Origin of the sequence: Lysinibacillus sp. FSL K6-0232 (assembly GCF_038008325.1) — a bacterium.
Taxonomy (GTDB): Bacteria; Bacillota; Bacilli; order Bacillales_A; family Planococcaceae; genus Lysinibacillus.
Genome location: NZ_JBBOYW010000001.1, coordinates 926,901 through 941,653 on the forward strand (window position 1 = coordinate 926,901; position 14,753 = coordinate 941,653).

The following is a 14,753-nucleotide window of genomic DNA, read 5'->3' on the forward strand; positions in this document are numbered from 1 at the left end:
TACCATTACTATAACTTATATCTGAATTGTGACAATATTGTGATAATAATGTGGATTAATGTCATTTTGTTCATAAAGTTTATTTGGAAATAAAGTATCGTCGTTCAGGACGACCCACTGTGCCATAAGTCAGTTCAGTGTATACTTGCTTTTGTGTAACTAAAAATTCTAAATAACGACGAGCAGTGGAACGGCTCACACCAATATTTTTGCCTAGCAGTTCAGCTGTACTACCATCCTCTATTGAACTTAAGTAATTGATCACATGATTCATTGTTGTTGGATCAATGCCCTTTGGTAATAGCAGCTGTGTATCTTTTGGGATAGCTGAAGCTGCTTTTGGCCAAAGATATTGAATTTTTTCTTGTGTAAACTTCTCATTATTTTGAAGCAATAGATGTTTGAAACGGAATTTTTCTATACTTTCTTTTAGCTGATCGAATGTAAATGGCTTTAAAATATAGTCCGTGACTTTTTTTCGATAAGCCTTCTGGACAATATGTGCCTCGGTGGCTGCGGTAATTAAAATAATGCTACTTGTTGGGCTTATTTCATTGATTTTATCAATTAAATCAACGCCAAGTATATCTGGTAAAAATACGTCAAGTAAGATAAGCTGTGGTGAAAATGATTGGAGCCAATCTAAAGCTTCTTCACCAGTGTTTGCACGTGCAATGACTGTAAAGCCTTCAATTTTTTCTAAAAAACGACAATGTACGTCTGCTACACGTGCATCATCTTCAATTACTAGCACTTCAATATCATTCATGGATAATAGTCCCCCTTTTGCTAATAGATACGATGAATAGGGCACCTCCTAAATCGCCCTCCCCAAGAGCGAGTGTGCCATTTAGATCATGGATGCTGGTGATTACTTTCCTTAATCCATAGCCGCGATATTTACTATCTTTTGTAGAAATATTTTCTGAAAAGAGTACATCTAATTTTTCTTGCGCTAAACCATTGCCAGAGTCCTCAACCTCAAAGATGATTTCCTCTCCATTATCAAATATAAAAAGCCTTACAATTGGTTGTTGCTCTTTATTTTTTTCAACCTCTTCAAAGGCATTGGTTAATAAATTGCCCATAATCGAAATAATAAGGCTTTTTTCGATAGTTTCAGGGAATGTTTCTAAATAACTATCCTCATCAAAAATCAACTGAATCTTTAATTCGCGAGCGCGATTAAAAAACCCGATAATTAGACCATTTAAAAATGGGTCTTTCACACGATTTGTAATAAATTGTGTTAAAGAGGAGTGCCCCTGTACCTCTTTATGGATAATCGATAATGCTTCATCAGATGCATTTAATTGAATAAGACCTGAAATTGTATAAAGAACATTATTAAATTCATGTGTTTGTGCACGCAAAGCTTCTGTATATTGTTTTACTTGTGATAATTCAATTGCCATTTGCTCAATTTCTGATTGTAAACGGAAGCTTGCAACAGCACCAACAATTTTACCATTCACCCTCATAGGGACGCGGTTTACAATAATTTCATGTCCGTTAACAATCATTAATTTATCAAGCTGTTTTTCACCATTCATTAGCACATTAAGAAGGTGTGTATGCGGTATATGTTGCTCGATACTATTACCAATGATAGAAGCTTTGTCAGTTAAATTTAAAATATTGGCGGCAGCATTGTTTAAGGTTGTAATTTCGCCTTTATCATTTACCGTAATAATCGCTTCACGAACAGACTCGATTAACGTATTTTTTTCTGTTAATAGGCTGGCGATTTCATTTGGCTCCAGATTGAAAATTTGCTTTTTAATATTACGGGATAAAAAAATAGAGCCGATAATACCGATGCTTAGTGCAATTACCATCGTATAAAAAATATTATCAAGGTATAAAAAATATAAGTTCCCTAATTCGCTTGTTAAGTAGCCAATTGATACAACGCCTATAATAGAGCCATTGGCGTCAAAGATAGGTGCTTTTCCGCGAATAGATTGTCCCATTGAGCCATCAGCGATTGATATATAGGATTCACCGTTTCGCAATGCCCTGTCATTATCATCACCAACCATGGATTTGCCAATACGGTCTGCGATAGGATGGGTGTAACGAATGCCATTTTTATCACCTATGACAACATAAGTAGCTTTTGCGGCATGCATAATATCATTGCTAATTTTTTGCAGACTTTCTGATGGGTTGTCTGTGTGAAAGGCTGCCACAACATCGCCTCTACTAGCAGTTGTTTCTGCCAAATATAGCGCTCGGTTACCAATTTGTGTTTGTAATGCATCAGAAATTGTGACATAAAAAAGTAGACCTGCTAAAGTAACAATAATAAAAATTAAAAAGCTGCTGTAATAGGCAAAGCGTGTTTGGAGTTTTAACGTTTTAAAGATAATAGAAGACCCCACCTTATGATGTATTCTGGAAATTTTAGTATGATATAAAAGCTAGTATCTTTTGTAATTTCCGATTATATAGAAAAATTTAAAAATTTACTAGATAGTGAGGAAAATAAAAAGTTCTAAATAGTGTATATTTCTAATTGGTAAAAGGGTGTTGATCATAAAGCAATAACTATGTTATGTCATCATAAATATTTTTGCAGAAAAAGAATTTTAATGCTGTTTCATAGAATTATTTGTTTTGTTCTGTAGCTGTTAATTATTTTTCTAAAATTATAATAGACAGAAAATTCCTACAGATGTAGAATAGGTGACATGGGGGGTGAAACGTGGCGAAATGTTGAATGAAAATTTTGCTGCAATGTTTTTACGAGCTGTGCGTATCATTGTTCAAATCGGCATACTGAATATTTATTATTACTTGGGGGTAGGCATTGTATCTTATTTACATATTCCACTTCCAGGCAGTATTGTGGGCTTGCTTTTATTAGCACTTTCACTCATTTTTAAAGTGATTAAGGTTGAATATATTCAAGATGGTGCTGGCTTTTTAATTGGTGTATTAACACTGTTCTTTATTCCAGCAACAGTAGGTGTTATTGATTATCCAGAGCTATTATCAGGCACGGGTGTGCTTATTATTTTAGCCGTTATTGCTAGTACATTAATCTCTATTTATGTAACAGGTGTGCTGACACAACTTATTGAGAAAAAAGAGCTGTCAAAAAAAGAGGCTGTTACAGAGGAAAGGGAGGGGAAATTGACAGTTGATTGAAGCGATTGTTGTGTTAAGCACAGTTGTAATGTTTATATTATTTACAAAACTTTATCAGCGCTATCCGCATCCCATTATGATTCCATTGGTGACAACAACAATTGTCAGTGCAGTTATTTTACTTGTATTTGATATCCCATATGCAACCTATATGCAAGGTGGGGAGTGGCTACAAAAAATGTTAGGACCAGCAGTTGTTGCACTTGCCTATCCACTTTATAATCAACGAGCAATTATTATGAAATATAAATATTCCATTTTATCAGGGCTATTTATTGGGATGATAACAGGCTTAGCGACCATTTTTGTGTTGCTGAAATGGATAGGTGTAAAGGAAAGCTGGATGCTAACAGCACTGCCGAAATCATTAACAACACCTGTTGGGATGCAGGTAAGTGAAATGATTGGTGGTATTCCACCTTTAACTGCAGTATTTGTGATGATTGCAGGGTTTGTAGGAGCGATTATTGGCCCACTAGTCATTAAGTATGGCAAGTTGGATACGGCTGTTAGTAGAGGTGTAGCAGTAGGCAGTGCCTCTCATGGTGTAGGGCTTGTCAAACTAAGAGAATACGGGGAGCAGGAGCTATCAGTTGGTTCATTATCTATGGGCTTAACAGCTGTAATTGGCGCATTTTTCTGTCCACTATTTGTTTATTTATTTCTATAAAAAAGCTGAGATAATTAGAAAAAAACCTAAGCTATATGATAAAACACTTATTTCATGTTTCATCATAGCTTGGTTTTTTTGTTTGAGTGCTATGTTTCAATCGCTATATTTTTATCACTAATAAATATAATTATTATATTCAGATAATTGGTTTGCGTTCTTTAATAACGCGAATTGTTTTTAAAGATGTATCCTCTGGTCCTTGTACTGGTAAGCCAGCTTCAATATTCATTTGAATATAATGAATATTTTCTTGGGTAATTATTTCCCCGGGAATAAAAATTGGAATACCAGGAGGATATACCATAATAAATTCTGCACAAATACAGTTATCTGCTTCTGCAAGAGGAACAACCTCTGTATCCGCATAAAAGGCATCACGTGGTGACATAGCAAGAGCTGGAATTTCTGGAACATTCACCACTGCCTCCGTAATAGCCGCTTCGGAATCAAATGTTTTTGACATACGGCTAAGTGCATTGATAAGTAGATTAATTTCCTTTTTAGTATCACCTAATGTTACTAAGCATAAAATATTATATAGGTCAGATAGCTCTACTTCAATATTGGCATTATAACGAAGCCACTCCTCAGCTTGATGCCCTGAAATACCTAAATCTTTCACACTAATAAGAAGCTTTAAAGGGTCCATATCATATGTTGCAGATGAATGTAGCTTTTCTTTACCTGCACATTTTAAATGCGGAATTTGATTAATACGTTTACGTGCATCCTTTGCTAGACGCAATGCATCATCAATTAAATCATACCCATGAATGGCTAGCTGACGTCGAGCTGTGTCGAGTGACGCAAGCAATGGATAGGATGTTGATGTAGTCATAAGCATAGAAAAAACAGCTTGTACACGTTTTGCTGAAACAAGTCCTTCACGCACATTTAAAATGGATGTTTGTGTCATAGAGCCGCCAAGCTTATGTACACTTGTAGCTGCCATATCAGCACCTGCCTCCATTGCTGAATATGGTAGATCATCATGGAATTTAATGTGTACACCATGTGCTTCATCTACTACTACTGGAATATCGCGGCTGTGAGCGATTTCAACAATACGTTTTAAGTCAGCCGTAAAGCCATAATAAGTTGGGTTAATAACAAGCACTGCTTTTGTATCTGGATAAGCAGTTAAAGCCTTTTCGACAGCTTCAGGAGATATACCATGAGAAATTCCATATTCGCTGTCAACTTCAGGATGAATAAAGATTGGAATTGCACCAGCAAATACAATCGCCGACATAATAGATTTATGAACATTCCGTGGTACTAGAATTTTATCACCTGGACCAACGACAGTTAGAATCATCGTCATAATAGCGCCACTAGTACCTTGAACGGAAAAGAATGTATGATCAGCACCAAAGGCCTCCGCTGCAAGATTTTGCGCTTCCTTAATAGCGCCCTTTGGTGAATGTAAATCGTCTAGTGGAGCAATATTAATTAAATCAATTGATAAAACGTTGTCGCCGACGAATTCTCGGAAAGCAGGGTCCATTCCCTGTCCTTTTTTATGGCCTGGGATATGGAACTGAATAGGATGTCTGTTCCGATGTTTAAGTAATACGTCGAACAATGGAGTCTCTAATTGTGACAACGCAGGTACCACCTCACTTTATAATATCTAGGAAAACAAATGAATTATAGCACCTAACGACATGAAAAAATAGACTTTTCACAAAAAATAAAAGGATTTTTTCAGGATAACGAGAAGTTAGTAGCGTATGAAAGGGGAGGTTTTATGAATTGGCATACACGTGTAACAGAGCTTTTACAGGTGAAATATCCAATTATTCAAGGAGGACTAGCCTATTTAGCATATGCTGATTTGGCAGCAGCTGTGTCGAATGCTGGTGGACTTGGACAAATAACTGCCATGAGTTTACGTGATCCCGATTTATTACGGGCGGAAATTCATAAAGTACGCACATTAACAGACAAACCATTTGGTGTAAATTTTGCCATTGGTATGCATGGTCAAGGCTATGAGGATATGGTACGTGTTGCTGCTGAGGAGGAAGTACCTGTTGTCACAATGACTGGTGGCAATCCAGCACCTATTTTTGAATTGCTAGCAGGAACAAATATTAAAAAATTAGTTCTTGTTGCTGCACGAAGACAGGCACAAAAGGCAGAACAGCTTGGAGCGGATGCAGTGATGGTTGTTGGACAAGAAGGTGGTGGTCATCTTGGGCGTGATGATGTTGGAACAATGGTACTAGTGCCTCAGGTGGTCGATAGTGTGGGCATTCCAGTTATTGCGTCTGGCGGTATTGGTGATGGTCGAGGCTGGATGGCTGCACATGCATTGGGCGCTGAAGGCATTGAAATGGGCACCCGCTTTATTGCAACAAAGGAATGTGTAGATGCATCAGAGGCTTATAAAGAGGCACTGCTTGCTAGTACGGAGGCTGATACAACGATTATTAAACGTTCAATCGGTGCACCAGCGCGCGCGCTACGCAATGATTTTACAGCAAAGATTTTAGAAATTGAGCAGCAAACGCCGACCTATGAGGCGTTAAAAGATTATATAAGTGGTTCAGCCAATAAACGATTTATTTATGATGGTGATACAAGTCAAGGATTTGGTTGGGCTGGTCAGGTGACAGGAATGATTCATGATATACCAACTGTTGAGGAGCTCATCAATCGAATGGTTGCAGAAGCTGAGGGTATCCGCGTAAAATGGGGGCAATAACGTAAAGGTGGTTTTGCCAAATGGAATATTCTTATCCGTTTTCAACTGATTGGTCTACAAAGGAAATTGTAGATGTTGTGCAATTTTTTGAGGGAATTGAACAAGCTTATGAAAAGGGCATTAAGCGTGAGGTAATGCTTGCGAAATATCGTCGCTTTAAGGAAATTGTCCCTTCACAAGCTGAGGAAAAATCAATTTTTCGCGAATTTGAAGAGGTAAGCGGCTATAGTAGCTACCCCATTATTAAGCAAACAAAAGAGGCTACAGATGGCACGTTAATCAAAGCTGTTTCGAAATAAAGCTGACCATGATTATATTTTCGCATAAAAAATATATTTGGCACAAAAATAAAATAATAGCAACATGCAAGTCTAGTTCTGCCGTTGATAAAAGAGGATTACAACAACATGAAATGGATGTGAGAAAACTCTCACACCCATTTTTTTGTGTAAAAAAGCGATATGTTGTATACACTACCTTTACAAAAGTTTCTGTTATTTTCCTATAATGACATTGTAAATAGGCAATAAGTGATTAAATGTTTCCTCTATGGTTTGAGCTAGTTCGTTTGCAGATAATTGAACGGCTTGCTCTTTTGGAATATGTCGACCTACTAAAAATTCACCTTTTTTCACATCACGTAAACGTACTAGCAGTGCATCAAGCTTGTCCTCCTTGGCTTCTTGAAGGGCAATCGCTGCAGCAGACATATGATCCCCTGACACAATAAAATCATCTGGAAGCTGCTCTAATAATGCTTTATGAGCAATTAGACGTTCAGCCATTATATTTTTTTGTGGTGCTTCATAAATAATAGCTAAGACGATGAATAAATGTGTGTGCCATAGACCAATCTGAAAGTGAGGCAATGATTTATAGCCTCGTTTATAGGGAGCAAAGGCAACCCAACTATCTTTTGGAGGATTCACAGTTCTGCGAGCATGTTTGGCAACATGAGAGAAAAATTCTTCACCTAATTGACTGGAGAAATAAGTAGAAAAATCTTCACCAAGCTGATGAAATTTTGGACGTACATGGGTATTTAAGGCATCCATTCTTTGTTCTAAGCCATCTATTGTAAAAACGTTAAAGTCTTTAGTGGTCCATTTTAGTTTTGACAATTTTCTTTGCTCCTTTCGATTTATCATGTTTATTTTACAATGAATTTGGGAAAAAATCTTATAACAAGAACTTTATCGAATTGAAAAAGTTTTTGTAAAAAAATTAAAAAAAGGAAGTGGTTTTTTATGAAACCAGTTGTGAAAATTATACGTAAAGTTGACATTGAAAAGCAATATGAGCACATTTTACAATTAGAATTAGACTACGAATTAGCATCTCTCTTCGCAGCGATGAATGACAATAATGAAATTGAAATTGAAAAAAGTAAAAAACGTCTGGCTGAGATTCAGATGGAACTGGAAAGTTTGCACGCCTATGCGTAACAACAATCTCATACCTATTTAAAAATCACTTGCTGAATATTCCGACAGCAGGTGATTTTTATTTTGACAAAGGGTAAAATAGGTATTACAACATAATGAAAGTATGTAGATGTCATCAAGAAGTGAGCTGTTAAGTAATGAGGAAAGGTATATAGCATTCGGTAAAGAAAATAAAGGGCCTTTTCTTATATTCGAAGGGTGGGTTTTTAGTGGATTTACAACGATTAGATGAATTTGCACAACAAATTATTTTTGAAGCAGGAAGTCGTATTCGAAAGGCCTTTTCGTATAACCTCGTAATTGAAACAAAGTCAGGGGCAAATGACCTTGTAACAAATATTGATCGAGAAACGGAATTGTTTTTTATTGAACAAATTAAAGCTTTTGATCCAACGCATAAAATTTTAGGGGAAGAAGGAATGGGCGAAAAGGTAGAGTCATTGGATGGCATTGTGTGGATTATTGATCCCATCGATGGCACGATGAATTTCGTGAAGCAGCACCGTCATTTTATGATATCTATTGGCATTTTTGTGGATGGTATAGGAAAGCTTGGTTACATATTTGATGTCATGCGTGAGGATTTATTTTATGCGGTTGCAGGTCAAGGTGCATGGTATAATGATTCACCATTGCGTAAGCTACAAACGATTACAATGGAAGAGGCTGTTATTGGCATTAACGCACATTGGGTAGCGCCTAATCGACATATTCACCATGAAAAAGTGATTGATATGATTCGCAAAGTTCGTGGCACACGCTCCTATGGCTCAGCCGCAATGGAAATCGCCTTTGTGGTTAGTGGTAAATTAGATGCCTATGTATCCATGCGTCTATCACCATGGGATATTGCTGGCGGTACAATTATTGCGCAGGAAGTCGGCGCTATTGCCACAAATTTACATGGAGCAGGCTTTGATTTTCTACATCAGGATACATTTATTATAGCTAACCCTGCCATTCACCAAGAATTATTAGAGAAATACATCGTGCCCTATAAATAGAAAAAAGTAGTATAAACCATTATTAATGGTTTATATTACTTTTTTATTAGCTGTGAAATGTGATGACTAAATCGATAGTCATGTATATGAAAAACAATTACCACTTTTAGCATAGTGCATGTACAATAAAATATAAAGGGTATAGGGAAAACTAAAATAGGAAGTGGATAAAAATGAAGGAACAGTACAAAAGCTCTGTTTTTAATAGTATTTTTACAAAATTAACCTTATTGATTGTTTGTATTATTATACTAACAGCGGGAGGTATTGGTAGTACAAGCTATTATTTAGCTAAAACAAAGCTTGTAGCAGCAGGAGAAAGCGATATTAAACATCTTGTTGATACTGCTTTGGTGACATTAACAGTATTAAATGATCAAGTAGAGGCAGGAGAGCTATCGCTTGAAGAAGCACAAAATAGGGCAAGGGTATTGTTGAATGGTCCACAACTTGCTGAAGGCTATGATTATAAAAATTCTGCATTCCTTTATAAAAAAGATGGCTATTTAGTTGCTTATAATGCAAATTATGCCGCTGTTCTCCATCCTACAAACCCAATAGGGCATATACCTGATGATACAACAAATCGTGAAAATATGGTGCGTGCTGCACAAGCCACAAATTCTCAGGAACATTTTCATCATTTTCAGGATGTAGATAGCGACGGCAATCAGGTAACTAAAACTGCCTATATGGTTCAATTTGAGCCATGGGATTGGTCTGTTGGAATGAGTGTATTTGATACAACATTCTATGGCGAGCTGAATCAGGTGAAATGGTATATTGCTCTTATCACAATTATTATTACATTCATTAGTACAGCATTATTTTACCTAACATCACGTAAAAAATTTAAGCTATTAGAAAGTATTTCAATGGCATTTTTACGTATTGTTGAACGTAACATTCAGCCCCAAACATTGCCAGAATCAAAGGATGAAATTGGTTATCTTGGTAAGTCCTTTAACAATATGCTAGTGCAATTAAGAGATTTAATTGGACGGCTTCAAGAAACAAGCAGTAAGGTGGCAGAAACTTCACTGTCTTTATCAGCGATTTCAGAGCAAACGGCTTCTAGTAGTGAAGAGGTTGGAAGAGCGATGAATGATATTGCTAATGGAACAGTAAACCAAGCAACAGATTTAGAACAAACAACTCAACAAATTGAGCTGCTGAATACATCAATTGAGGCTATGAATCAACAAAACCGTACGATTCAAGAAATCACTGCACAGGCGGAGCTAACAGCTAATCAAGGTCAAGCAATGATGCAACGTTTAAAGCAGTCTAATGAACAATCATTAGTTTCCTCTAATGAGGTCAGTAAAAATATTACGATTTTACATAATGAAATTGCTGAAATATCTAGAATTACAACAACGATTGAAAGCATTTCATCTGAAACGAATTTATTAGCATTAAATGCTAGTATTGAGGCGGCACGTGCTGGGGAGCATGGTAAGGGCTTCGCTGTTGTCGCTGAGGAGGTACGGAAGCTGGCGGAGCAATCCAATGAGGCAACAAAGCAAATTCAAAGTATGATTGCCGCGATTGAAATGGGCGCAGAAAAAACAGTGGATGCTGTAGCAAGCACTATTCAACGCTCACAGCAGCTAGACACAGTAGTAAATGAAACAGAGCAGGAATTTGGTCATATTATGCAAGCTATTTCAGAAACAACACAGGCAATTACAGTATTCAATCAAGAGCTGGCAATGATTACAGAGCAAAATGAAATGATTACACAGGCTGTCCAAAATGTTTCAAGTATTTCAGGTCAAACTGCCGCTGCTGTTGAGGAAATTACAGCATCTATTGATGAGCAAATTAGCGCTATTGCACAAGTCGCTATGTCAGCCGAGCATTTAACAGACTTAAGTCAAGCATTAAATGATATTGTAGAGCAATATGAATTATAGCCAATATACAATTGTCCTCTGTAAAGGCGAACGATAACGAGAAAAACCAAACTATTACGAAATGTTTTTCGCAAGGTAGTTTGGTTTTTCTTTAGCTGAAAGCTTGTTGTTTTGGCTGTATGTTGTTTAGAGCAGCCCTTGTGCACGTAGTTTGCGTTTCATTTTAAAGGCTGTCATGAAAATGACACATGTAGCCACAATACCTGCAATGATACCAAGGACACTGCTAGCTGCGATTGAATAGCCGATAGAGCACATCGCTAAAATAGCGGCTAATGCATAAATGGCCATAACGATTTTTGCACGATTCATAGTCGAGCCCCCTATATAAAAATTTGTCGATCAAATATATTTTTTAGAATGATGGAAATTCTAATAAGGACATTTCTATCCTTCTTGTGCTATAATATCACAGTTAAACATTCGAAAAAAGAATATGGAGTGGAATAATGACAAACTTACGTCAAGATCTTCGCAATATCGCAATAATCGCCCACGTTGACCATGGTAAAACTACCTTAGTCGACCAACTATTAAAACAATCAGGTACATTCCGTTCAAACGAACATGTGGAAGAACGTGCAATGGACTCTAATGATATTGAACGCGAACGTGGTATTACAATTTTAGCCAAAAATACTGCAGTAAACTATAACGGAACTCGTATCAACATCCTTGATACGCCTGGACACGCCGACTTTGGTGGTGAGGTAGAACGTATTTTAAAAATGGTAGATGGCGTTTTACTAGTTGTCGATGCGTATGAGGGTTGTATGCCGCAAACACGCTTTGTATTGAAAAAAGCGTTGGAGCAAAAGCTAACACCAATTGTAGTTGTAAACAAAGTCGATAAAGACTCAGCTCGTCCATTAGAAGTTGTGGATGAAGTATTGGAATTATTTATTGAATTAGGAGCAGATGACGATCAATTAGACTTCCCTGTTGTTTATGCTTCTGGTGTAAATGGTACAGCTTCTCTTGATGCTGATCCAACAAAGCAAGAAGAAAATATGCAATGTTTATTTGAAAAAATTATTGAAGCAATTCCTGCGCCAGTGGATAACTCAGCAGAGCCACTACAATTCCAAGTGGCATTACTAGATTATAATGACTATGTGGGTCGTATTGGGATTGGCCGCGTCTTCCGTGGTACAATTGAGGTAGGACAACAAGTAGCATTAATGAAACTAGATGGTACAGTGAAACAATTCCGTGTGACAAAGCTCTTCGGTTTCTTTGGCTTAAAGCGTGAAGAAATCCAATCAGCAAAAGCTGGAGATTTAATTGCTGTATCAGGTATGGAAGACATCAATGTTGGTGAAACAGTATGTCCTGTTGACCATCAAGATGCTTTAACACCATTACGCATTGATGAACCAACATTACAAATGACATTTTTAGTAAACAATTCGCCATTTGCAGGCCGTGAAGGAAAATGGGTAACAGCTCGTAAAGTAGAGGAGCGTTTACGTTCACAGCTACAAACAGATGTGTCATTACGCGTTGAAGATACAGATTCACCAGATGCATGGGTTGTTTCTGGTCGTGGAGAACTGCATTTATCGATTCTTATTGAAAATATGCGTCGTGAAGGCTTTGAATTGCAAGTATCCAAACCACAAGTAATTATTCGTGAAATTGATGGTGTGAAATGTGAGCCATTTGAGCGTGTACAAATTGATGTGCCAGAAGAAAATGTTGGTTCTATTATTGAATCGATTGGTGCTCGAAAAGGTGAAATGCTTGATATGGTGAACAATGGCAATGGCCAAGTTCGTCTTATTTTCTTAGTGCCTGCTCGTGGTTTAATTGGTTATACAACTGAGTTTATGTCAATGACAAAAGGGTTTGGGATTATTAATCATACATTTGATTGCTACCAACCATATATTCCAGGACGTATCGGTGGACGTCACCAAGGTGTGCTTGTATCAATGGAAACAGGTAAATCAACAACTTATGGTATGATGCAGGTAGAAGACCGTGGTACACTATTTGTAGAGCCAGGTACAGAAATTTATGAAGGCATGATTGTTGGTGAAAACACACGTGACAATGATATCACTGTTAATATTACAAAAATGAAGCAAAAAACGAATGTTCGTTCCGCGACAAAAGATGCAACAAACGTTATTAAAAAACCACGTTTATTAACGCTTGAAGAAGCATTAGAGTTTTTAAACGATGATGAGTATTTAGAAATTACACCAGAGTCTATTCGTCTTCGTAAACAAATTCTTGATAAAAATGAACGTGAAAGAATAGCGAAAAAATTAAAAAACGCTGAACAATAATCTTTTGCTTCCATGAAAGGAAGAGGAATCTTGGGTCTGAAGTCCGCTTTACTGGGTGAACTAAATGTTATTCAAGTGGCTGCACAAGTAAATATACAGGAAACAGAGGAAGCCTATAAAAAAATGGCTGGAGTTACACGCTTTTTATATCAAAATATGCCTAGCTATGAAATCGCTGGCTATATTTTATTTTTCCTTGTGTTTATACTGTCAGCAATTGTCTACAAACTAGGCTTTGCAAAGAAACTAAAATGGTCACAAAATATGATTATTTATATTTTCCTATTTTTAGGCTGTATTATGTTGACATTCTTTGCATTATATCTTCCAATGGTTGAAGGGCTTATTGTAGCGGCCTTAATTTTAATTGTTTATAAAACACGATTATGGCGTGAAAAAAAAGAAGAACAACAAGCTACAAATCAATAGATTATTACATGCAGTCTTAGCATTATTATGCTAAGGCTGCTTTTTTGTAGAAATGGATAGGAACCGAAATCTTCTTATGTGAATAGATTAATGCTGATAGGCTAATTTTGATCACATCAAGGAGGAAAGGGAATGCGTTGGCTTACAAAAGGTTTATGGTTCAGTGTCATTGCTTTGTTACTCCTTTCTTTGACAGCATGTAATAAAGCAGAGCTAGAAAAAGTCAAAGTAGGAGAAGTAACCCGTTCGATTTTCTATGCACCACAATATGTAGCACTTGAGAAAGGATTCTTTGAGGAGGAGGGTCTTGCTGTTGAACTACAAACCATTGCAGGTGGCGATAAAACAATGACGGCTTTATTGTCAGATGGCATTGATATTGCTTTAGTGGGATCAGAAACCTCCATTTATGTCACATTGCAAGGAGCGAATGACCCCATTCAAAATTTTGCGCAATTAACACAAACGGACGGTACATTTTTAGTAGCAAGAGAGAAGACGGATAGTTTTACATGGGATCAGTTGAAGGGTTCTACATTTTTAGGGCAACGTAAAGGTGGCATGCCTCAAATGGCTGGAGAGTTTGTGTTGAAAAAGCATGGTATAGATCCTGTGAACGATTTAACGCTTATTCAAAATATTGATTTTGCTAATATTGCCACAGCTTTTGCTTCAGGTACTGGCGACTATGTTCAATTATTTGAGCCAACTGCAAGTGTCTTTGAGAAAGAGGGCAAGGGCTATATTGTTGCATCATTTGGTACAGAATCTGGCACAATACCTTACACATCCTTTATGGCAAAAAGCAGCTACCTAAAGAATGATGCTCAAACTGTGCAGGCTTTTACGAACGCATTAAAACGTGCACAAGATTTTGTGCAAAATGAAAGTGCAGCAGAGGTGGCAAAAATTATCCAGCCATATTTTGAAAATGTGGATATAGCGGTTATTAAAACAGTTGTAGAGCGTTATAAGGCACAAGGCTCGTATGCGACAGATCCTATTCTTGATAAAGGAGAGTGGGATCACTTGCAAACAATTATGGAGGAAGCAGGTGAACTTCCTCAACGTGTGGAGTATGAACAGCTAGTTAATACAACCTTTGCAAAAAAGGCTGTTGAATAAT

General features: G+C 37.0%; 15 protein-coding genes. 10 read left to right on the forward strand and 5 right to left on the reverse strand.

What is annotated here, in order from left to right; genetic code table 11:
* Window positions 1-79: 79 nt before the first annotated feature.
* Together MHB42_RS04265 and MHB42_RS04270 are read right to left on the reverse strand one after the other, a co-directional pair.
* Window positions 80-769, reverse strand: a complete 690-nt coding sequence (locus MHB42_RS04265; protein ID WP_340804565.1) for a response regulator — start codon at window positions 767-769, stop codon at window positions 80-82.
* On the reverse strand, window positions 762-2,384 hold the full coding sequence (locus tag MHB42_RS04270; RefSeq protein ID WP_340804566.1) for a sensor histidine kinase: 1,623 nt from the start codon (window positions 2,382-2,384) through the stop codon (window positions 762-764). The genes MHB42_RS04265 and MHB42_RS04270 overlap by 8 nt, the downstream gene beginning before the upstream one ends.
* A gap of 316 nt (window positions 2,385-2,700) precedes the next feature.
* On the opposite strand from MHB42_RS04270, the gene MHB42_RS04275 reads away from it, so the two are divergent.
* Both MHB42_RS04275 and MHB42_RS04280 read left to right on the forward strand, forming a co-directional pair.
* Entirely contained in the window at window positions 2,701-3,153 is a 453-nt protein-coding gene (locus MHB42_RS04275) for a CidA/LrgA family protein (RefSeq protein WP_340804567.1), read from the forward strand.
* On the forward strand, window positions 3,146-3,823 hold the full coding sequence (locus tag MHB42_RS04280) for an LrgB family protein (protein WP_340804568.1): 678 nt from the start codon (window positions 3,146-3,148) through the stop codon (window positions 3,821-3,823). The genes MHB42_RS04275 and MHB42_RS04280 overlap by 8 nt, the downstream gene beginning before the upstream one ends.
* A 139-nt stretch (window positions 3,824-3,962) precedes the next feature.
* On the opposite strand, the gene MHB42_RS04285 is transcribed toward MHB42_RS04280, so the two are convergent.
* Window positions 3,963-5,432 carry an aminotransferase class I/II-fold pyridoxal phosphate-dependent enzyme gene (locus MHB42_RS04285; protein WP_340804570.1) on the reverse strand — a complete coding sequence of 490 codons (1,470 nt, stop codon included), beginning with the start codon at window positions 5,430-5,432 and terminating at the stop codon, window positions 3,963-3,965.
* A 144-nt stretch (window positions 5,433-5,576) separates the two neighbouring features.
* On the opposite strand from MHB42_RS04285, the gene MHB42_RS04290 reads away from it, so the two are divergent.
* Both MHB42_RS04290 and MHB42_RS04295 read left to right on the forward strand, forming a co-directional pair.
* Window positions 5,577-6,536 (forward strand): NAD(P)H-dependent flavin oxidoreductase, encoded by a 960-nt coding sequence (locus tag MHB42_RS04290; protein ID WP_340804571.1) that lies wholly within the window; start codon window positions 5,577-5,579, stop codon window positions 6,534-6,536.
* 20 nt (window positions 6,537-6,556) lie between these two features.
* Window positions 6,557-6,835: a UPF0223 family protein gene (locus MHB42_RS04295; RefSeq protein ID WP_340804572.1), complete on the forward strand. Its 279-nt coding sequence runs from the start codon at window positions 6,557-6,559 to the stop codon at window positions 6,833-6,835.
* 195 nt (window positions 6,836-7,030) lie between these two features.
* Here the strand turns inward: MHB42_RS04295 and MHB42_RS04300 are convergent, their stop codons facing one another.
* Window positions 7,031-7,657 carry a YktB family protein gene (locus MHB42_RS04300; RefSeq protein WP_340804573.1) on the reverse strand — a complete coding sequence of 209 codons (627 nt, stop codon included), beginning with the start codon at window positions 7,655-7,657 and terminating at the stop codon, window positions 7,031-7,033.
* Window positions 7,658-7,783: 126 nt separating this feature from the next.
* Here MHB42_RS04300 and MHB42_RS04305 point away from each other — a divergent pair, with 126 nt between their 5' ends.
* The 3 genes from MHB42_RS04305 (at window position 7,784) to MHB42_RS04315 (ending at window position 10,904) form a co-directional block, all read left to right on the forward strand.
* Entirely contained in the window at window positions 7,784-7,981 is a 198-nt protein-coding gene (locus MHB42_RS04305) for a hypothetical protein (RefSeq protein ID WP_053993784.1), read from the forward strand.
* Between the two features lie 209 nt (window positions 7,982-8,190).
* Window positions 8,191-8,985, forward strand: coding sequence for an inositol monophosphatase family protein (locus MHB42_RS04310; RefSeq protein WP_340804574.1), 795 nt, complete (start codon window positions 8,191-8,193; stop codon window positions 8,983-8,985).
* Between the two features lie 173 nt (window positions 8,986-9,158).
* A complete protein-coding gene (locus MHB42_RS04315) occupies window positions 9,159-10,904 on the forward strand; it encodes a methyl-accepting chemotaxis protein (protein WP_340804575.1) in 1,746 nt (581 codons plus the stop codon).
* 126 nt (window positions 10,905-11,030) lie between these two features.
* Here MHB42_RS04315 and MHB42_RS04320 read toward each other — a convergent pair whose 3' ends face one another.
* Window positions 11,031-11,216: a DUF5325 family protein gene (locus tag MHB42_RS04320; RefSeq protein ID WP_053993786.1), complete on the reverse strand. Its 186-nt coding sequence runs from the start codon at window positions 11,214-11,216 to the stop codon at window positions 11,031-11,033.
* 137 nt (window positions 11,217-11,353) lie between these two features.
* On the opposite strand from MHB42_RS04320, the gene typA reads away from it, so the two are divergent.
* The 3 genes from typA (at window position 11,354) to MHB42_RS04335 (ending at window position 14,752) form a co-directional block, all read left to right on the forward strand.
* Window positions 11,354-13,198: a translational GTPase TypA gene (gene typA, locus MHB42_RS04325; RefSeq protein WP_340804576.1), complete on the forward strand. Its 1,845-nt coding sequence runs from the start codon at window positions 11,354-11,356 to the stop codon at window positions 13,196-13,198.
* A 30-nt stretch (window positions 13,199-13,228) separates the two neighbouring features.
* A complete protein-coding gene (locus MHB42_RS04330; protein ID WP_340804577.1) occupies window positions 13,229-13,627 on the forward strand; it encodes a YlaH-like family protein in 399 nt (132 codons plus the stop codon).
* Window positions 13,628-13,759: 132 nt separating this feature from the next.
* Window positions 13,760-14,752: an ABC transporter substrate-binding protein gene (locus MHB42_RS04335; RefSeq protein ID WP_340804578.1), complete on the forward strand. Its 993-nt coding sequence runs from the start codon at window positions 13,760-13,762 to the stop codon at window positions 14,750-14,752.
* The last annotated feature ends 1 nt before the right edge of the window (window position 14,753 follow it).